17 protein-coding genes are annotated in these 18,121 nt (G+C 69.2%); 9 read left to right on the top strand and 8 right to left on the bottom strand.

Annotated elements, in window-relative coordinates:
* Positions 1 to 383 precede the first annotated feature (383 nt).
* Together E1181_RS29145 and E1181_RS29140 are read left to right on the top strand one after the other, a co-directional pair.
* The gene (locus E1181_RS29145; RefSeq protein WP_132679625.1) at positions 384 to 1,547 is read left to right on the top strand and encodes an LLM class flavin-dependent oxidoreductase; all 1,164 of its coding nucleotides are present in this window, start codon (positions 384 to 386) and stop codon (positions 1,545 to 1,547) included.
* 33 nt (positions 1,548 to 1,580) lie between these two features.
* The gene (locus E1181_RS29140; protein ID WP_235877135.1) at positions 1,581 to 2,207 is read left to right on the top strand and encodes a TetR/AcrR family transcriptional regulator; all 627 of its coding nucleotides are present in this window, start codon (positions 1,581 to 1,583) and stop codon (positions 2,205 to 2,207) included.
* A 117-nt stretch (positions 2,208 to 2,324) separates the two neighbouring features.
* Here E1181_RS29140 and E1181_RS32375 read toward each other — a convergent pair whose 3' ends face one another.
* Positions 2,325 to 2,738: a hypothetical protein gene (locus E1181_RS32375; RefSeq protein ID WP_235877134.1), complete on the bottom strand. Its 414-nt coding sequence runs from the start codon at positions 2,736 to 2,738 to the stop codon at positions 2,325 to 2,327.
* A 352-nt stretch (positions 2,739 to 3,090) separates the two neighbouring features.
* Here E1181_RS32375 and E1181_RS29130 point away from each other — a divergent pair, with 352 nt between their 5' ends.
* Positions 3,091 to 4,086: an LCP family protein gene (locus tag E1181_RS29130; RefSeq protein WP_207922367.1), complete on the top strand. Its 996-nt coding sequence runs from the start codon at positions 3,091 to 3,093 to the stop codon at positions 4,084 to 4,086.
* 72 nt (positions 4,087 to 4,158) lie between these two features.
* Here the strand turns inward: E1181_RS29130 and E1181_RS29125 are convergent, their stop codons facing one another.
* A complete protein-coding gene (locus E1181_RS29125) occupies positions 4,159 to 5,043 on the bottom strand; it encodes a formylglycine-generating enzyme family protein (RefSeq protein ID WP_456238802.1) in 885 nt (294 codons plus the stop codon).
* Positions 5,044 to 5,211: 168 nt separating this feature from the next.
* On the opposite strand from E1181_RS29125, the gene E1181_RS29120 reads away from it, so the two are divergent.
* Together E1181_RS29120 and E1181_RS29115 are read left to right on the top strand one after the other, a co-directional pair.
* Positions 5,212 to 6,582 (top strand): PepSY-associated TM helix domain-containing protein, encoded by a 1,371-nt coding sequence (locus tag E1181_RS29120; protein WP_132679621.1) that lies wholly within the window; start codon positions 5,212 to 5,214, stop codon positions 6,580 to 6,582.
* 478 nt (positions 6,583 to 7,060) lie between these two features.
* Positions 7,061 to 8,503, top strand: coding sequence for a DHA2 family efflux MFS transporter permease subunit (locus tag E1181_RS29115; RefSeq protein ID WP_132679620.1), 1,443 nt, complete (start codon positions 7,061 to 7,063; stop codon positions 8,501 to 8,503).
* Positions 8,504 to 8,524: 21 nt separating this feature from the next.
* Here E1181_RS29115 and E1181_RS29110 read toward each other — a convergent pair whose 3' ends face one another.
* The gene (locus E1181_RS29110) at positions 8,525 to 9,067 is read right to left on the bottom strand and encodes a cupin domain-containing protein (RefSeq protein WP_132679619.1); all 543 of its coding nucleotides are present in this window, start codon (positions 9,065 to 9,067) and stop codon (positions 8,525 to 8,527) included.
* Positions 9,068 to 9,127: 60 nt separating this feature from the next.
* Between E1181_RS29110 and E1181_RS29105 the strand changes: the two genes are divergently transcribed.
* Positions 9,128 to 9,583: a MarR family winged helix-turn-helix transcriptional regulator gene (locus E1181_RS29105; RefSeq protein ID WP_132679618.1), complete on the top strand. Its 456-nt coding sequence runs from the start codon at positions 9,128 to 9,130 to the stop codon at positions 9,581 to 9,583.
* Between the two features lie 34 nt (positions 9,584 to 9,617).
* Here the strand turns inward: E1181_RS29105 and E1181_RS29100 are convergent, their stop codons facing one another.
* Complete coding sequence (locus E1181_RS29100) at positions 9,618 to 11,036, bottom strand: FAD-dependent oxidoreductase (RefSeq protein WP_328590914.1); 1,419 nt, start codon at positions 11,034 to 11,036, stop codon at positions 9,618 to 9,620.
* A 61-nt stretch (positions 11,037 to 11,097) separates the two neighbouring features.
* Complete coding sequence (locus tag E1181_RS29095; RefSeq protein ID WP_132679616.1) at positions 11,098 to 12,000, bottom strand: AurF N-oxygenase family protein; 903 nt, start codon at positions 11,998 to 12,000, stop codon at positions 11,098 to 11,100.
* 103 nt (positions 12,001 to 12,103) lie between these two features.
* On the opposite strand from E1181_RS29095, the gene E1181_RS29090 reads away from it, so the two are divergent.
* Positions 12,104 to 12,793: a TetR/AcrR family transcriptional regulator gene (locus tag E1181_RS29090; RefSeq protein WP_132679615.1), complete on the top strand. Its 690-nt coding sequence runs from the start codon at positions 12,104 to 12,106 to the stop codon at positions 12,791 to 12,793.
* 1 nt (position 12,794) lies between these two features.
* On the opposite strand, the gene E1181_RS29085 is transcribed toward E1181_RS29090, so the two are convergent.
* Together E1181_RS29085 and E1181_RS29080 are read right to left on the bottom strand one after the other, a co-directional pair.
* Positions 12,795 to 13,697 (bottom strand): AurF N-oxygenase family protein, encoded by a 903-nt coding sequence (locus E1181_RS29085; RefSeq protein WP_132679614.1) that lies wholly within the window; start codon positions 13,695 to 13,697, stop codon positions 12,795 to 12,797.
* A 271-nt stretch (positions 13,698 to 13,968) separates the two neighbouring features.
* Positions 13,969 to 14,379 (bottom strand): DUF5997 family protein, encoded by a 411-nt coding sequence (locus E1181_RS29080; RefSeq protein ID WP_132679613.1) that lies wholly within the window; start codon positions 14,377 to 14,379, stop codon positions 13,969 to 13,971.
* Between the two features lie 42 nt (positions 14,380 to 14,421).
* On the opposite strand from E1181_RS29080, the gene E1181_RS29075 reads away from it, so the two are divergent.
* Both E1181_RS29075 and E1181_RS29070 read left to right on the top strand, forming a co-directional pair.
* On the top strand, positions 14,422 to 15,150 hold the full coding sequence (locus E1181_RS29075) for a LysR substrate-binding domain-containing protein (protein WP_132679612.1): 729 nt from the start codon (positions 14,422 to 14,424) through the stop codon (positions 15,148 to 15,150).
* Between the two features lie 87 nt (positions 15,151 to 15,237).
* Positions 15,238 to 15,582 (top strand): nitroreductase/quinone reductase family protein, encoded by a 345-nt coding sequence (locus tag E1181_RS29070; RefSeq protein ID WP_132679611.1) that lies wholly within the window; start codon positions 15,238 to 15,240, stop codon positions 15,580 to 15,582.
* Between the two features lie 66 nt (positions 15,583 to 15,648).
* Here the strand turns inward: E1181_RS29070 and E1181_RS29065 are convergent, their stop codons facing one another.
* Positions 15,649 to 17,085: an amino acid permease gene (locus tag E1181_RS29065; RefSeq protein WP_408010894.1), complete on the bottom strand. Its 1,437-nt coding sequence runs from the start codon at positions 17,083 to 17,085 to the stop codon at positions 15,649 to 15,651.
* Positions 17,086 to 18,121 lie beyond the last annotated feature (1,036 nt).

Here is an 18,121-nt window from a genome sequence, read left to right as displayed (position 1 = left end):
CGGCCGAGGGGGGCGGCTGTCGGCGCGGAGGGGTTGTGCGCGGCTCGTCTGCGCGGGCGTTAACAGCTCGGACACGCCGAGGACGTCACCCGGAGCAGGTCGACGTGGTGGCGCGTGGTCAGCAGCGCGGCAGGCAGCACGGGGCAGAGCCTCGCCGCTGCGCGCCCGCGCGGTCAAGTGAAATCGAGGCCGTCCACTTGCTGGGAAGCGCGGTCCGCGCGTTGACATCGGCGTGCCGCCTGCCGAACGATGACGTTCGTGGAACCCCTGACCCGACGCCGCCACGTGGACTTCCAGCGCGTGGTGACGCAGGCGTGTCGCAGCTGACTCCTCCACCCGCGCAACCCGGTTCACGAGTCCACATCGGACTGATGGAGAAGCAGATGTCCTTGACGTTCCACTGGTTCCTGCCCACTTACGGCGACAGCCGCTACCTCGTCGACGGCGGGCACGGCACGCCCACGCACACCGCGGGCGGCGCCCGCCCGGCGACGCTGGCCTACCTGGGGCAGATCGCGCGCAGCGCCGAGCAGCTCGGGTTCGAAGGCGCGCTGACGCCGACCGGTGCGTGGTGCGAGGACGCGTGGCTGTCGACCGCGATGCTCGCCGAGGTCACCGAGCGGCTGAAGTTCCTGGTCGCCTTCCGGCCCGGCCTGCTCTCACCGACCCTCGGCGCGCAGATGGCCGCCACGTTCCAGCGCCACTCCGGTCAGCGGCTGCTGCTCAACGTCGTCACCGGCGGGGAGAGCCACGAGCAGCGCGCCTACGGCGACTTCCTGGACAAGGACGCCCGCTACGCGCGCTGCGACGAGTTCCTCGAGGTCGTGCGCGGGCTGTGGCGAGGGGAGCGGGTCGACTTCGCGGGCGAGCACGTCCGCGTCGAAGGCGCCGAGCTCACGCGCGTGCCCGACCCGGTGCCGCAGGTGTACTTCGGTGGTTCGTCCCCGGCGGCGGGCGATGTCGCCGCCAAGCACGCCGACGTGTACCTGACCTGGGGCGAACCGCCTGCCAAGGTCGCCGAGAAGATCCAGTGGATTCGCGAGCTGGCCGCCGCACAGGGTCGCACGCCACGCTTCGGCATCCGGCTGCACGTGATCAGCCGCGACACCAGCGAGCAGGCGTGGGCCGAGGCCCAGCGGTTGCTCGACGCCCTGGACCCGTCGGTCATCGAGCAGGTGCAGGCCGGGCTGGGCCGCAGCGAGTCCGAGGGCCAGAAGCGGATGCTGGAGCTGCACGAGGGCTCGACCTCGAAGCTGGAGATCTACCCGAACCTGTGGGCCGGCGTCGGCCTGGTGCGCGGGGGAGCGGGAACCGCCCTGGTGGGCAGTCACGCCGAGGTCGCCGAGCGCATCGAGGAGTACCACGCGCTGGGCATCGACGAGTTCGTGCTCTCCGGGCACCCGCACCTGGAGGAGGCGTACTGGTTCGGCGAGGGCGTGCTGCCGATCCTCGAGCGCAAGGGCCTCTGGCAGCACCCGGACCGGGCCGAGGCCGAACCGGCGCCGGCCAGCATCCCCTTCGCGGGAGCTCCGAGCCCGACGTCCTGAGCCGCGCGCCCGCGGCCGTGTTAGAACCTGGTCGTGGGCAAGGGCGAGCAGGTGCGGGCGCGGTTGATCGAGGCGGCGGTGCGCCTGCTCGCCGACGAGGGGCCGCAGTCGTTGCAGGCCAGGCGGCTGGCACGCGAGATCGGCACGTCGACGATGGCGGTGTACCACTACTTCGGCGGCGTACCGCAGCTGCTGCGCGGCGTTGCCGATGACGGTTTCCGCCGCCTGACCGGGCGTCTCGACACCGTGGCGACCACGGAGGACCCGGTGGCGGACCTGCTGCGCCAGGCGCGGGTCTACCGGGGCTTCGCCCGCGAGAACCCGCACCTCCACGACCTGATGTTCGGCCTGTCGACTCCGGCCGGGCCGCCCGATCCCGCGGAAGGGGAGACGGGCTGGCCCGCGGTGGCCTTCGGCAGGCTGGTCGCCGCGACCGAACGCGCCATCACCGCCGAACGGCTCGACCGCGCCGAGGCGGGCGACGTCGCGGCTCAGCTGTGGAGCGCGCTGCACGGCTTCGTCACCCTCGAACTCGCCGGCCGCTTCGCCCACGCCGACCCGCTGGCGGAGGTCCTGGTGCCGCTGACCGCCAACCTGCTGCGCGGACTCGGCGACGCACCGGACGAGATCCGCGCGTCGATCGCGTCCGCGTTGCGCTGACCCGTCGTCGCCGACAGCGCGAAACCGCCACTCATGCTCGGAAGAGCTCGGCGTCGACGGCGAAGGGGATCGCGAGGCCATCGCCTTCGCCGTCGACGAGTTCGAAGGCGCGAGGGGTCAGCGCCGCAGCGACTTGATGATGAGCTGGCCGATGACGAGGTAGACGAGCGCTGCCAGGCCGTAGTTCAGGACGACCCCGAGCACCGCGTCGTCCGGCGTGAACACGTCACCGAGGCCCAGGACCAGCGTCTTGGCCAGGACGTAGACCACGGAGACGAACTCGTTGCCCTGGTTGGCGTCGAAGACCACGAACAGCACGTGGAGAAGGAAGATCGTGAGGACCACGCTGACCACGACGCGGACGACGTTCGCGATCCGGTCGGAGTTCTCCTCCCGGCGCCGGCGCTCCTCGTAGCGGTCGTCGTGCGGGGGCCGGCCGTGCGGTGGGTACGGACCGTGGCCTTGTGGCGGGTACGGACCGTTCCCCTGGGGTGGGTACGGGCCGTGTCCGTGGGGCGACGGGTAATTCATGGGGCCGGATTGTGGTCGTGCGAGAGCGGTGGAAACAACCCCGCGCCGACAGCGGAGAGTGGAGATGATCGCCACGAAATCCGGCCCGCAACGTGAAAAACCGTCAACAACCTGCGCGGGCCTGGAATTTCGTGAAGTTGCTCCGGGTAAACAATTCAGCGCGGACAGGAGAAAGTTGTCCGCGCGTGATTCCGGAGTTCCCGCATCGTTGCCAGAAGTTGTGGGATTGCTCCTATTCGGACGGCATGATCACCTGCCATGCTCGCTCGCCGCAGCAGGTCGGGGAGTGCGCGAAATCCGTGCAGGACAACCAACTTCTTCGGATTGGCAGATGAACTACGCTCAGCAACAGATGGTGCACGCACGGCCACCTCATCACCGACCCAAACGACGCCGCCCGGGCCGCAAGATCCTGACCGTTCTGCTGGTCCTGGTGCTGGCGCTGGTCGGTTTCCTGATCTACGTGGACTACTCGCTCAAGCGCGAGCCCGCGCTTCCCACCTCCGGTGAGCGGCCCGCCGACGGTCCCGGCACCAACTGGCTGCTGGTCGGTTCCGACAGCCGCGAAGGGCTCGACGCCGACCGCCAGGCCGAGCTGGGAACCGGTGACACCGCGGGTCGGCGCACCGACACGGTGATGCTGGTGCACATCCCGCAGTCCGGTGGCAAGCCCACGATGGTCAGCCTGCCCCGCGACTCCTACGTCTCGATTCCCGGGCACGGCAAGGACAAGCTCAACTCGGCCTTCGCCTACGGCGGGCCGCAGCTGCTGACCCAGACCGTCGAGGCGTCGACCGGCGTCCGCGTCGACCACTACGCGGAGGTCGGCCTCGGCGGGTTCGCCGACATGACCGACGCGATCGGTGGCGTGGACATCTGCGTCAAGGAGCCGATGAAGGACCCCAAGGCCAACCTCGACGTGCAGGCCGGCTGCCAGGAGCTCGACGGCCCGCAGGCGCTGGGCTACGTGCGCACCCGGGCCTCCTCGCGCGGCGACCTCGACCGCGTCGAGCGGCAGCGCGAGTTCCTCGCCGCGCTGACCGAGAAGGCCTCGTCCCCGGAGGTCTTCCTCAACCCGCTGCGCCTGTTCCCGCTGATCCTGGACACCTCCGGCGCGTTCCTCGTCGACACCGAGGACCACGTCTGGCACCTGGCGGGCCTGGCGTTCGCCATGAACGGGATCGCCTCCGGTCAGGGCGTCACGACCACGGTCCCGATGTCCGGATTCGGCGAGACCAGCGATGGCGCGTCGGTGGTCAAGTGGGACCAGGACAAGGCCGAGACGCTCTTCGGCGCTCTCGCCAACGACACCGAAGTCCCGGCGGAAGTCATCGTCACGGGAATGTGAGTGGAACGCTCGGCGCCCGATCGGAAACAATTCATCCGGTTGGGCGCCGACTGCTTTTCCGGAAGGAATTCCTCAGGCGTCGGCGGCGCACCGGAAACCGAGATTCCCGCTCGAACTGTCCGGTGTGTTGGACGTTCTCGCGGCGACCCGGTAGCGGTTGCAGTAGGAGTCGTGGCACAGGTACGAACCGCCGCGCATGGCGCGATTGTCGGAACCGTCGGAGAAGCGGTCCGCGCACCACTCCCACACGTTTCCCGACACGTTGTGCAGTCCGAAACCGTTGGGCTCGAAGGAATCCACCGGCGCGGTGCCGACGTGGCCGTCCTCGGCGGTGTTGCGCACCGGGAACTGGCCCTGCCAGATGTTGCAGCGGTGCTCACCGCCGGGAGTGAGCTCGTCGCCCCACGGGTAACGGGCCTGGTCGAGGCCGCCGCGCGCCGCGTACTCCCACTCGACCTCGGTCGGCAGCCGCTTGCCCGCCCACTTGCAGTAGGCCGCGGCGTCGTGCCACGAGACGTGCACGACGGGGTGGTCCCAGCGGCCGTCCAGGTCGCTGCCCGGCCCTTCCGGGTGCCGCCAGCTGGCGCCGCTGACGCCGCACCACCACGGCGTCTGCTCCGGGCGAGGGGACTCCTTGCGCAGGTGTCCGGGCAGGAACTTGGCGAACACGTAGGTCCAGCCGAACCGCTCGGCCTCGGTGACGAAACCGGTGTCGTCGACGAACTCCGCGAAGCGCGCGTTGGACACGGCGTGCGGGTCGATGGCGAACGAGGCCACGCGGACCTCGCGGATCGGTCCCTCGGCGTCGTCGGGGAACCCGTCGGGGTCCTCGGTGCCCATCCGGAACACACCGCCGGGAAGCACCACCATGCCGTCCAGGTTCCCGCTGCCCCGGGTGACCTGCTGCTCCGTACCGGTCGCCGGACCGGAACGGGACGGAGGACAACAGCTCGCCACCAACCACACCTCCCGCAGTCGAACGCTTCGCGCTGCGCGACGTTACCCGCGCGGCACCCGCTCCGGCCGCCGAGGACGGCCGCCGGTGTGACGGCGGCAACTCGCGGGAACCAGCGATCAACCGGAACCGACATCTCCCACGACGCACCACGCGCGGATGGAGATGAGATGAGCACCGAGGCGCCCCCGACCGCCGAACAGCGCAGCGGTCGCGCCGGAACGTGGGCGGCGCTGCGACCGCTGGTCCTGCGGCTGCACTTCTACGCCGGACTGCTCATCGCCCCGTTCCTCCTCGTGGCCGCCGCCACCGGGCTGCTCTACGTGTTCACCCCGCAGCTGGAACAGCTGGTCTACGACCGGGAACTGCACGTGCCGGCGAGCCCGCGCACCGCGTCGGTGGACGACCAGCTCGCCGCCGCGCAGGCCGCGCACCCGGGTGCCTCGCTGATGTCCATCCGCCCGGCGCCCACGCCGACCGACACCACGCAGGTCATCTTCCACGCACCGGACCTGCCGGAGAGCTTCCAGCGCACGGTGTTCGTCGACCCGCACACCACCGAGGTGCGCGGAATCCTGGAGACCTACGGCAGCAGCCAGGCGCTGCCGCTGCGCGCGTGGATCGACAACCTGCACCGCGGCCTGCACCTGGGCGACTTCGGCAGGCTCTACAGCGAACTCGCGGCCAGCTGGCTGTGGGTGGTGGTGCTGGGCGGGCTGCTGCTGTGGTTCCGGCGCCGCCGCGCCTCGCGCAAGCGGCTCGTCGTCCCCGAGTCCGGCGCCACCGGGCGCAAGCGGCTGCTGTCCTGGCACGGCGCGATCGGCACGTGCATCGCGCTGGGCCTGCTGTTCCTGTCGGCCACCGGGCTGACCTGGTCGAACTACGCGGGCGCGAACGTCACCCAGCTCCGCGAGGTGCTGGCCTGGGAGACGCCGACGGTGTCCACCGACGTGGTCCCGCCCGAGCACCAGGGCCACCACGGGCACCACGGGCACCACGGGCACACCGGTGGCGACGTCGGTCCGGAACGGGTGCTGCGCGCCGCCGAGGCGCAGGGCGTGACCGGGCCGGTGGAGCTGACTCCGCCGACCTCGGACGGTGCCTACGTGGTGCAGCAGGTGCAGCGGCACTGGCCGACGCAGCAGGACGCGGTCGCCGTCGACGCCGCCAGCGGGCAGGTCACCGCGACGCTGCGCTTCGCCGACTGGCCGGTGATGGCGAAGCTGGCGCGCTGGGGCGTCGACGCGCACATGGGGCTGCTGTTCGGCCTGGTCAACCAGCTGGTGCTGGCCGCGCTGGTGGTGGCGCTGCTGACCACGATCGTCCTCGGCTACCGGATGTGGTGGCGCCGCCGTCCGGCCGGTGCCTTCGGTGCTCCGGTCGCGCGCGGGGCCTGGCGCCAGGTGTCGCTGCGCGTGCTGCTGCCGTTGGGCGCGGTGACGCTGGTGGTGGCGTTCTTCCTGCCGCTGCTGGGTGTTTCGCTCGCGGCGTTCCTGGTCCTGGACACCGCGCTGGGCCGCTGGCGGAGCGCTCGGAGCTGAGCAGCACCTCCAACGTGACGTTCGTCATCCGCTTAGCGTTCCCGCAGGTGGACCGGCCTCTCGCGATCTGGCCCGCGAAAAATCGTTTGACCAGCGCGGATGATGGGAAACATCGTGCGCGTTGGTACGGGGTGCTCGCGCCGTCGCATCCCGCCGCGACGGAACGCCCTGTCAGATCAGGACGTTAAGCTGGATCGGAGCTCTGGGGGGACGAGCATGCTTGTGAGGGGACGGTTCACGTGACTCCCCGGCACCGGATCATCTGACCGCCGGCCGATCATCGGTCGCGCCCGAAGTCGTCGCGGACCCCACCGTCGCGTGGGTCGACCCGACACGTGATCCGGGCTTCCACCGCCCAAGCGTCAGAACTGCATGCCGAAACGCCGTCGGCGATGTCGGCGAATCCGGCCGGCACCCCCGGTCGGGAAGGACAACGGCCGTGACCAAGGCCCCACACGAGCGAGGTGCACGACAACCCATGACCGAGACGGCCGCGATCGCGGAGCCCGACCGGCAGGCCACACCGCCGAGAGCAAACGTGCTGCTGAGCGTGCTGGTCGCCTCGGCATTCGTGATGATCCTCAACGAGACGATCTTGAGCGTCGCGCTGCGCGACCTCACGGTCGACCTCCACGTGTCGACCACCACCGTGCAGTGGCTGACCAGCGGATTCCTGCTGACGATGGCCGTGGTCATCCCGATCACCGGGTTCCTGCTGGAGCGCTTCACCCCGCGTCAGGTGTTCATGGCCGCGATGCTCCTGTTCAGCCTCGGCACGCTGCTGAGCGGGTTGGCACCCGGGTTCGGGATGCTGCTGCTGGGTCGCATCGTGCAGGCGAGCGGCACGGCGGTGATGCTGCCGCTGCTGATGACCTCGGCGATGCGCCTGGTCCCGGTGGAGAAGCGCGGCGCCACGATGGGCACGATCAGCATCGTCATCGCCGTCGCCCCGGCCGTGGGGCCGACCATCGGTGGAGCGGTGCTGTCCTCGCTGGGCTGGCGCTGGATGTTCTGGATCGTGCTGCCGCTGTCGCTGATCGCGCTGGCCATCGGTGCGGTGTGGATGCGCCTGGACAGCGAGACCCGTGCGGTGCCGCTGGACGTGCTGTCGGTGCTGCTGTCGGCGATCGGTTTCGGCGGCCTGCTCTACGGTCTGTCGGCCATCGGTGAGTCCGGTGGCTCGCACGCGGTCCCGCCGTGGGTGCCGCTGGTGGTCGGTGCCGCGTCGCTGGTGGTGTTCGTGGCCCGGCAGCTGCGGTTGCAGCGCGATGACCGGGCGCTGCTGGACCTGCGGCCGTTCACCCACCGCCCGTTCGTCGTGTCGCTGGTGCTGGCGGCGCTGCTGTTCATGTGCCTGCTGGGCGCGGCGGCGATCCTGCTGCCGCTGTACCTGCAGACCGTGCTCAAGACGACCACGTTCGTCAGCGGTCTGGCGGTGCTGCCGGGCGGTCTGCTGATGGGTCTGATGGGGCGTCCGGTCGGGCGGCTGTTCGACCGGGTCGGACCGCGTCCGCTGGTGATCCCGGGCGCCGCCGCGATGGCGGTGTCGCTGTGGCTGTTCGCCACGCTGACCCCGGAGTCGCCGCTGGGCATGGTGATCGGCTTCCACCTGCTGCTGATGCTGGGGCTGAGCCTGATGATGACGCCGCTGATGACCTCGTCGCTGGGTGCGCTGCCCGATCACCTGTACTCGCACGGCAGCGCGATCCTGGGCACCCTGCAGCAGGTCTCGGGCGCGTTCGGCACGGCGGTGTTCGTGACGGTGTCGTCGCTGGCCTCGGCCAACCCGGCGGGCGTCCCGGACGCCTCGGGACTGCGCACCGCGTTCGTCGTGGCCGGTGTGATCGGCCTGGTCGCCTTCGGCACGGCCCTGTTCGTCCGCAAGACCGAGGGCGCCACCGCGGCGGTCGCGGCGCACTGAGCGAGTTCTGGGGGCGCGCGGTCAGTCCACGCGCCCCTCGCGCTCGTCCAGGCGCTGCTCGTAGCGCAGGGCGCGGGCGAGGCGGGCCAGGCCGCCGAAGATCGCGCGCTGGAGCCAGGCCGGGACGCCGGCGAGGTAGCCGTCCTGGGCCTGCCAGAGCAGGGCGAGCGCCAGCGGGTTGCGGGGCAACCCGGAGCGCGTGGTCGCCCCGGCGGTGTCGAGGGCGTGCCAGAGCTCGAACATGCGGCGGTGCTGCAGCGGTGGGCGGATCTCGTGGTCGAGGACGACGTCGGCGGTCAGCGTGCTGAACTCGTGGACCTGACGGGCTCCGGTTGAGGTGGACTCACCGGGCCCGAGGACGAGTTCCCGGCCGTCGATGCGGAACCGCAACCGCCCTCGGCGGACGGTCCAGCGTTCGATGAGCAGCGGGTGCCAGTGCGGGCCCGCCTGCCGGGCAGGTCGCGGCAGCCGGTGCTCGATGCGCAGGAACGGGCCTTCCTCGTCGCTGCCTTCGGCCACGAACGTGACCCGGCGACCGTCGCGGAACACCAGCGAGTCGGGCATCGCACCCACTCTCCCTTTTGCAAAGGCTGCCTTCCTAATTGGTAAGGTAGCCTTCTTTTCATGTCATCGGAAGACCCGACTCTGCTCAAGCTGCTCGTGGAGAGTGCCACCGCCTTCGAGCGGCGGCTCAACGACGGCCTGCGCGCCGACCTCGACGACGAGCTGCGACCCGCGCACTACGCGGTGTTCCGCTACCTGGATCCGGCCGGATCGCGGGTGTCGGAGCTGGCGGAGGCCGCCGGGATGACCCAGCAGGCGATGGGTGAGCTGGTCACGCACCTGCAGCGGTGCGGTTATGTCGAGCGCAGGCCCGACCCCGCTGACGGGCGCGCCCGGCAGATCGTGGCCACGCCGACCGGGCTGGAGGCGCTGCGGGCCGCGGCAGGACGCATCCGGGGGATCGAGCAGGCCCTGGGCGAGCACCTCGGCGCCGACGGGCTCCGGGAGCTGCGAGAGCTCCTGTCCCGCCTCGGCGAAGTGCTGCGGGAACAGCCCGCACGACGTGATTCGCCTTGAGACCGAACGGATCTCAAGGCGAATCAGCGCGTGTTCACCTGCGGGAGCGCAGCAGCTTGGCGAAGGACTTGGCGTCCTTCTTCGCGTTGTGCAGCGTGCCCGCTGCTGCGTCGTCGATCAGCGAGTCGATGGTCTCCGACGCGCACGCGCGGTTGGCGCCGATGCCGCCCGCCGCTCCGCGCTTGGCCCATCCGACCACGTAGGTCCCCGGCTCGACCCGGCCGCCGGTGTTCGGGATGACCCCGGTCGCCTCGTCGAACGGCAGTTGCGGGATCTGCACCCCGCGGCTGCCCACCGACCACAGCACCATCCCGGTCGCCACGTCCCGGTTGCCCGAGCCGTCACCGACGCGCAGGGCCCTGACCTGCGGATCGCCGACCACTTCCTGCGGAGCGGAGGAGAAGCGCAGCACCAGGCGGCGCTCCTCTCCCGGAGCCCGATCCCAGTCGACGTCCTCGACCGGCAGCTCGCGCAGCAGCGCGGCCGTTGATCCGTCCTCGGCCGAGGCGATCGACTCCGCAGCACCGCCGTGGCCGTCGACCACGATGCGGCCCTTCAGCCGCTGTTCGATGCCGACCCACTCCGACCGCGTGAACGCCGCGTGCTCGGGACCCCGCCGCGCGAGCAGCACGACCTCCCGGACCTTGCTCTTGCGCAGGGCAGCGAGCGCGTGGTCGGCGATCGGGGTGCCGACCAGCTCGTCGGGGTCGCTGAGCAGCAGGCGCGCGGCGTCCAGCGCCACGTTGCCGTTGCCCACGATCACGACCCGCTCCGAGGACAGCTCGACCGCGTCGGCCGGGATGTCCGGATGCCCGTTGCACCAGCCGACGAACTCGCGGGCGGCCATCGTGCCGGGCAGGTCCTCGCCGGGAAGTCCCAGCGTGCGGTGACCGGGCGCGCCGACGGCGTAGACGACCGCGTTGTGGTGCTCGGTCAGCTCGGCGTGGCTGATGGTCCGCCCGACCTCCACGCCCAGGTGCATGCGGACCCTGGGGTGCTTGTAGCTGGTCGCGAAGGTGTGCTCGATCTGCTTGGTGCTCGGGTGATCCGGAGCGACGCCGAACTTGATCAGACCGCCAGGGGTGGTCATCCGGTCGATCAGCGTGATCTCGGCGTCGGTGGAGCGCAGCAGCGACTGCACCGCGTAGCCGGCGGCCGGCCCGGTTCCCACGACCGCGACGCTCGGCGCAGCGGCGTGCGTCGGCAGCGATCGTGGGAACTGCGGCCTTCCCCAGGGGTAGTCGGCCGGGATCTCGGAGAACCGCTCCCGGTTGATGTCGACGTGCACGGACAGGTCCCCGGTGAGCTTGTCGATCGGGAACACCGCGTCCACCGGGCACGCGTCGGCGCAGGCGCCGCAGCCGATGCAGGCGCGCGGGTCGATGTAGAGCCGGTCGGTGGTCCCGAAGTCGGGCTCGTCCGGGGTGGGGTGGATGCAGTTGACCGGGCACACCGAGATGCACGATGCGTCGGCGCAACAGGATTGCGTGATCGCGTAGGTCATGGCCGTGGACTCAGATCATGTGGACGCGCTTGTAGAGCGCGATCGCCGGACGGGTGAGCAGGCCGGCCTCGTCGAGGAACTCCATGAGTCCGGCGCAGCCGTTGCGCATCAGCGACTTGCGGTGCTCGTTGTTCGCGACCGCTTCCATCGCCCGCTTGCGGTTCATGCCGATGGAGTCGTAGACCTTCGGGCTGACGAGGCTGGAGACGATCACGTAGGCGACCACGGCGATCAGCGCGGCGCTGAAGTGGCGCTGCAGCGTGCTCTTGCCCTTGATGTGCTCCTTGATCTCCTCCCGGGCGAACTTCATGTGCCGGGATTCCTCGACCACGTGGATCTTGGAGCTGGTCTGCACGACGTCGAGAACGCGGTCGTCGCGCATGAAGTCGCGCTGGACGACGTCGAGGACCTCTTCGGCGACCAGCGTGCCGCCGTAGGCGACCTCACCGGTGGCGAGGGTCTTGAAGCCGCGCGCCAGCTCGACGACCAGCTTGCTGGGCAGGTAGGCGGGGACTTCGAGCTTCTGGCAGATGCGGGCGAACATGATCGAGTGCCGGCACTCGTCGGCGATCTCGGTGAGCGCGAACTGGAACTCGGAGTTCGCGGGGTTCTTGACGTACTGGTCGCGCAGGATCATCTGCTGCAGGATCATCTCGAACCAGATGCCGGTGCTCATCATGGAGCAGACCTCGTGCCTGGTGAGCGTGATCCGCTGCTGCTCGGTGAGCTCGTCCCACAGCGGCGTGCCGTAGAGGGTGCTCCACTCCGGGCTCAGCCCGTACTGGTCCTCGGGCAGGGGGCTGTCCCAGTCGATCTCGGTCATCGGGTCGTAGGACAACGTCTGCGATGACTCCAACAGGCGGCTGGAGAAGTCCTGCTCGGCGCTCTGGCCGGCAACGCCGACGGCGGTCATGGGCGCACCTCCGCAGTTAGTCGTACTCGAAGTAACAGGAACAAACTGTACCCCATAAATCCGCGGATGCGGAGACCTTTTTCGCGGCCGGTAGACTTCGTGGGTGACCGCATCAACGACACGGCAGGTGGACGGCCGCAGCGCCCGGTGGGCGGGATACCGCGAGAAGCGCCGGAAAGAGCTGGTCGATGCGGCGCTGAGCGCGATCGCCAAGCACGGCCCCGAGGTCTCGGTCGAGCTGATGGCCGAGGAAGCCGGCGTGGCCAGGCCCAGGCTGTACAAGTACTTCAACGACACCGCCGACCTCGGCGCCGCCATCGCCGAGCGCGTCGCCGAGATGGTCACCGCCGAGCTCGCGCCGATGTTCAACCCGCGCGGCACGCCGAGGGAGATGATCCGCGCCGCGATCGGCGCGCACACCAACTGGCTCGCCGAGCACGGCAACCTCTACCGCTACCTGAGCATGAACTCGGCGACCGGCGAGTCCGGGCAGAACGTCGTCGCCGACGTCAAGACGGTCATCGCCCGCCAGGTGACGGGGCTGTTCCAGTACTTCCTGGACCAGTTCGGCATCCAGGTCCCGGTCGTCCAGCCGCTGGCCTTCGGCATCGTCGGGCTCGTCGAGTCCAGCGCGGGCAGCTGGCTGCAGGAGCCGAACGGACTCACCCTCGACGAGCTCACCGACTGGCTCTGCGACTGGACCTGGCAGCTGCTCGACCAGTCGCTGCAGGTCTACGGCCTCGAGCTGGATCCGGATCTGCCGCTGGCAGAAGCGGATCCAGCCGACGGCTGACTCAGATCATGTGGACGCGCTTGTACAGCGCGACCGCGGGCGGGGTGAGCAGACCGGCCTCGTCGAGGAAGCCCATGAGTCCCGCGCACGCGTTGCGCAGCATGGACTTCCGGTGCTCGTTGGCCTGCGCCACGGCCAGTCCGCGCCGCGGCTGGATGCCCACCGCCTTGTAGACCCTCGGGTTCACGAGGCTGTAGACGATGCCGTAGGAGATCAGGGCGATCAGCGCGGCGCTGAAGTGGCGCTGCAACTTGCTCTTGCCCTTGATGTGCTCCTTGATCTCCTCGCGGGCGAACTTCATGTGCCTGGACTCCTCCAGGACGTGGATCTTGGAACTCGTCCGCACCACGTCGAGCACGTTCTCCCCGCGCATCCAGTCGCGCTGCATGACGTCGAGGACCTCTTCGGCGACCAGCGTGCCGCCGTAGGCGACCTCACCGCCCGCCGTGCTCTTGAACAGGCGCGCCAGTTCGACGATCAGCTTCGGCGGGAAGTAGGCGGGGACTTCGAGCTTCTGGCAGATGCGGGCGAACATGATCGAGTGCCGGCACTCGTCGGCGATCTCGGTGAGGGCGAACTGGAACTCGGAGTTGGCGGGGTTCTTGACGTACTGGTCGCGCAGGATCATCTGCTGCAGGATCATCTCGAACCAGATGCCGGTGCTCATGATCGAGCACACTTCGTGCCTGGTGAGCGTGATCCGCTGCTGCTCGGTGAGCTCGTCCCACAGCGGCGTGCCGTAGAGGGTGCTCCACTCGGGGTTCAGCCCGTACTGATCGGCCGGCAGGGGGCTGTCCCAGTCGATCTCGGTCATCGGGTCGTAGGACAGCATCTGCGACGATTCGAGCAGGCGGCTGGAGAAGTCCTGCTCCACGCCCTGGCCGGCAACATCGACGGCGGTCATGCCCACACCTCCGCACTACGGTGTACTCGGAGTAACAGGAACACGAATGTACCCCATAATTTCCTGTTGCAGAACACCATGTGCTGGGCGGTGCGGGGAGCGGAACCTCAGCCGTCGTCCGAACTCCGTGCGCCACTCCTGATGCATGCCCGTGCACGGCGTCGCGGCGTGCTCGCCGGACGACGTCTGAGAACACGCAGCGGTGCCAGTGGCGAGAGTGGTGCTCGTACCTCGCGGATGGCGCCGCTTGCGCGGAGATTCGCGGTGCCGGTCAGGAGTTCTCGCGGGTCTTGGCGGACTTCTCGGCCTTGGCCGCCTTGCGGGCCTGCGCCCGCTCCTCCTCGCGACGCGCTTCGACGCGGGTGGTGCGCTCCTGCTGGAGCCACTCGGGGTCCTCGTCGCGGATCGCGTTGATCTGCTCGGTGGTCAGCGGGTCCGCGTAGCCGTTGCGGGTCAGACCGCTGATCGAGATGCCCAGCTTCGCCGCGACGACGGGGCGAGGGTGCGGACCGTTGCGGCGCAGGTCGCGCAGCCACTCCGGCGGGTCGGCCTGCAGCGCGTTGAGCTCGTCGCGCGAGACGACGCCCTCTTGGAAGTCGGCGGGGGTGGCCTCCAGCAGGACACCCAGCTTCTTGGCCGCCGTGGCGGGCTTCATCGTCTGGACGGTTTTGCGCGACGTCATCCGACCAGCGTAACCGGCGACTCCGGCCGGTAGTCTGGGCAGGTGACAGAGTCGGCCCCGTCCTTCGACCTCGCCTACGTCCCCGGCATCACGCCCGACAAGTGGGCGCGCAAGTGGCAGGAGCGCGAACCCCTCGTTCCCCTCAACCTCGTCCAGACCGCGGCCGCCGAGGCGCCCGGCCTGGTCCGCGGCGGTGAAGCCGACGCGGCGCTGCTGCGGCTGCCCATCGACCGCACCGGGCTGCACGCCATCCCGCTCTACACCGAGCAGACCGTGGTCGTGGTGCCCAAGGACCACGTGGTCGCCGCCGCCGACGAGGTCACCTCCGAGGACCTCGCCGAGGACGTGCTGCTGCACCCGCTCGACGACACCCTCGACTGGGAGCGCCCGCCGGGACTTCCCGCGGTCGAGCGCCCCGCCACCACGGCCGATGCGATCGTGCTGGTCGCCGCCGGGGTCGGGCTGCTGGTCGTGCCGCAGTCGTTGGCGCGGCTGCACCACCGCAAGGACCTCACCTACCGGCCGATCACCGACGCGCCCGAATCCACCGTCGCGCTGAGCTGGATCGAGGACGAGACCACGGACCTGATGGAGCAGTTCATCGGGATCGTCCGCGGTCGCACGATCAACAGCACCCGGGGCAAGCAGCAGCCGGAACCCGCCCGCAAGACCAAGAAGGCCCCAGCCAAGCCCGCCACGGCCCAGGCGCGCAAGCCGGCGTCGCGCCGCGGTCCGGCTCCGGGCAAGGGGCGCAAACCGCGTCGCCGCTGACCCACGGGTGGGTGAGTCGCGTGGAATGCGGGTCGGGATTCTGATGTTGTCGTGGTCACGACCCGGTTCTGCGATGGAGGTACGAAGATGCCGTTGACTGGCGAGTACGAACCGAGCCCGACCGAGTTCGTGCGAGATCAGGTCGAGAAGTACGAGAGCTCCGGCGGCACCGAAGGCACCACGATGCACGGGTTTCCGGTCGTCGTGCTGACCACCAAGGGCGCCAAGTCCGGCAAGATCCGCAAGACGCCGGTGATGCGCGTCGAGCACGACGGGCCGCAGCGCGGCGACTACGAGGCGCGCGAGCTCAGCGGCGAGGAGCGCGAGCTGTGGTGGGACCGCGCGGTCGCGGCGTTCCCGAACTACGCGGAGTACCAGACGAAGACCGAGCGGACGATCCCCGTCGTCCTGCTGGAGCCCGTCGCGTCCTGAGCGGACTCCCCGTGAGAGGGGAGAACGGCTCCCGGGAAACCCGGAAGCCGTTCTCCCCTCAGCAGGTCACGAACCGATGGTGGCCATCGGCTCGCCGTTCGCGCGCTTGTTGCGGCCGCGCGAGATCAGCCACCAACCGAGCGCGATCACCGCGACGATGGCGGGGATCGAGAAGAACGCGACCCGCTCCGCGCCGTCGGAGAAGCCCATCAGGGCGATCACCAGGGCGAGGAACGCCAGCGTGGCCCAGCTCGTGTAGGGCGCACCGGGCATCCGGTAGCTCGGCCGCTCGATCTCACCGCGCATGGCCCTGGTCCGCAGCCGCATCTGGCAGATCACCAGCGTGGCCCAGGTCGCGACCACGCCGAGCGAGGCGATCGCCGTGGCGATCTCGAACGCCTGCTCCGGCACGATGCCGTTGAGGATGACGCCGAGCACGAAAGCAGCTGCGGTGAACAGGATTCCGCCGTAGGGAACGCGGCGCTTGTTCATCTTCGCGGCGAACTTCGGCGCCTCGCCGTCGTTGGCCAGCGCCCGCAGGATGCGGCCGGTCGAGTACAGACCGGAGTTGCACGACGACAGCGCGGCGGTGAGCACCACGGCGTTCATCACGTCGCCGACGCCCGGGATCCCCAGGCGGGAGAACACGGTGACGAACGGGCTCTCATCGGCGCTGTAGACCGTCCACGGCAACAGCATCGCCAGCAGCAGCACCGAACCGACGTAGAAGATGGCGATCCGCCACACCACGCCGTTGATGGCCTTCGGCAGCACCTTGTGCGGGTCCTTGGCCTCACCCGCGGTGATGCCGACCATCTCGATCGCCGAGTAGGCGAAGACCACCGACTGCAACGCCATCAGCGTGATGCCGAAGCCGCTGGGGAAGAAGCCGCCGTGCGAGGTGAGGTTGGCCGGTCCCGCCGGGGCACCGCCGATGTCGGTGGCGGTGAACACCAGACCCAGGCCCACGACCAGGAACACCAGGATCGCCAGCACCTTCACCAGCGAGAACCAGAACTCCAGCTCGCCGAACAGCTTCACCGACACCAGGTTGACCGCCAGCAGCACGCCCAGCGCGATCAGCGCCGTGATCCACTGCGGCAGGTCCGGCAGCCAGCGGTGCACGTAGATCGCGACCGCGGTGATCTCGGCGATGCCGGTCATCGCCCAGTTCAGCCAGTACATCCAGCCGGAGGCGAAACCCGCCCAGGGACCGATGAACTCGCGGGCGTACTCCACGAAGCTGCCCGCGACCGGGCGGTACAGCACCAGTTCACCGAGGGCGCGCATGACGAAGAACGCCGCCAGACCGCACAGCGCGTAGGCGACCACCAGCGAGGGGCCGACCGTGGCGAGCTTGCCTCCCGCACCGAGGAAGAGCCCGACGCCGATCGCTCCGCCGATGGCGATCATCTGCACCTGGCGATTGCCGAGCGACTTCGAATAGCCGTCGGCGTCGGTCGTGGGCGCAGCATCCTGCCCCGACCGCAACGATGAATCCACGAAAACCAAGTCCCTTCGTGACCAGGACACGCCGGAGAAAAGCGACGTCCAGGCGTTTTTCGTGCCGGTGCTAAGTCATCCGGCGGGGCGATACTAGTCACCAGGACTTTGCGTCCGTGTTGCGTTCGAGTCAGTTCCGCGTGGTTCTCAGGAGTCTTTCCCAGAACCCCTCTGCTGTGGTCCAGGTCTCGTCGTCCCTGGTGGACGGTCGTTCCGATGACCCGGTGCGGGGTCGGTTACGCCGTCCAGGTGCGCGCGACCTCGGCGTTCGTCGTCATCGCGCGCCCATCAAATGGGAAATTCCCGAGCTTTCTCCTTGATCCCGAAAGGGAAGAACAGGACGAAACCGCGCTACGTCGGGCAATTCGAGGGATTCCGTCCGATTTCACTTCGAGGTCGGTTGATCTCGCACGCGGAGACGCTGCGCGGTCAGCGCGTTCGCCGCGGCCACGCCCGGTAGCGAGGAGGGTCGGTCGGCGTCACCGCTGCGGCCTCTTCGCGCCGTTCCGATTCGTGCTCGCACGTCGTCGAAAGCGACTCGCGAGCAGGGCTGGAATGTGACCCTGCTTACAGGGTCGACAATTCGTGCTCGACCGATTACTCAATGGCTCCGGCCGTCCGCCACGCTCCGTCAATTGTCCGCTCGCGTTTCGCATCGCAATTATTGCGGGGTGTGCGCGGCTGTTCACGGACAGTTTTCGAAATGGGGAGTCGATCGCTTCTTCGTGATCGGGATTCGTGCCTGTGACCAGGGGGGACGATCACGTGACGCGCAGTGAGATGGTGGTGCGGGCCTCAATAGATTGCTCCATTCGGCCCATTAAAGGATCGTCGCTTGGCGTAAGGATATGAAGTTGTAATGATCCCGCCTTGAAACGGAGACCTAGATGCCCCGGCTCGCAGTTGCGGTTGTCCCGATCGGATTGGCCGCAGCCCTGGGCCTCGGTGCATTGGCAAGCGCCGAAACATCGACCCCGCACGGCGTGGACGCTGCCACGCAGCCGGTCGGTGTGCAGAGCCCCGCCCCCGCCCCGGC

Source organism: Saccharopolyspora terrae (assembly GCF_004348435.1).
Lineage (GTDB): Bacteria > Actinomycetota > Actinomycetes > Mycobacteriales > Pseudonocardiaceae > Saccharopolyspora > Saccharopolyspora endophytica.
The sequence above is the reverse complement of the archived record's forward strand: the minus strand, read 5'-3'. Positions and strand labels throughout refer to the sequence as shown.

What these genes read in the sequence shown, in the direction of transcription:
- E1181_RS29070 (WP_132679611.1), top strand. Translation starts at nt 15,238, where the DNA reads ATGCCGTTGACTGGCGAGTACGAACCGAGCCCGACCGAGTTCGTGCGA.
- E1181_RS29115 (WP_132679620.1), top strand. Translation starts at nt 7,061, where the DNA reads ATGACCGAGACGGCCGCGATCGCGGAGCCCGACCGGCAGGCCACACCG.
- E1181_RS29095 (WP_132679616.1), bottom strand. Translation starts at nt 12,000, where the DNA reads ATGACCGCCGTCGGCGTTGCCGGCCAGAGCGCCGAGCAGGACTTCTCC.
- E1181_RS29105 (WP_132679618.1), top strand. Translation starts at nt 9,128, where the DNA reads ATGTCATCGGAAGACCCGACTCTGCTCAAGCTGCTCGTGGAGAGTGCC.
- E1181_RS29085 (WP_132679614.1), bottom strand. Translation starts at nt 13,697, where the DNA reads ATGACCGCCGTCGATGTTGCCGGCCAGGGCGTGGAGCAGGACTTCTCC.
- E1181_RS32375 (WP_235877134.1), bottom strand. Translation starts at nt 2,738, where the DNA reads ATGAATTACCCGTCGCCCCACGGACACGGCCCGTACCCACCCCAGGGG.
- E1181_RS29120 (WP_132679621.1), top strand. Translation starts at nt 5,212, where the DNA reads ATGAGCACCGAGGCGCCCCCGACCGCCGAACAGCGCAGCGGTCGCGCC.
- E1181_RS29130 (WP_207922367.1), top strand. Translation starts at nt 3,091, where the DNA reads ATGGTGCACGCACGGCCACCTCATCACCGACCCAAACGACGCCGCCCG.
- E1181_RS29080 (WP_132679613.1), bottom strand. Translation starts at nt 14,379, where the DNA reads ATGACGTCGCGCAAAACCGTCCAGACGATGAAGCCCGCCACGGCGGCC.
- E1181_RS29145 (WP_132679625.1), top strand. Translation starts at nt 384, where the DNA reads ATGTCCTTGACGTTCCACTGGTTCCTGCCCACTTACGGCGACAGCCGC.
- E1181_RS29110 (WP_132679619.1), bottom strand. Translation starts at nt 9,067, where the DNA reads ATGCCCGACTCGCTGGTGTTCCGCGACGGTCGCCGGGTCACGTTCGTG.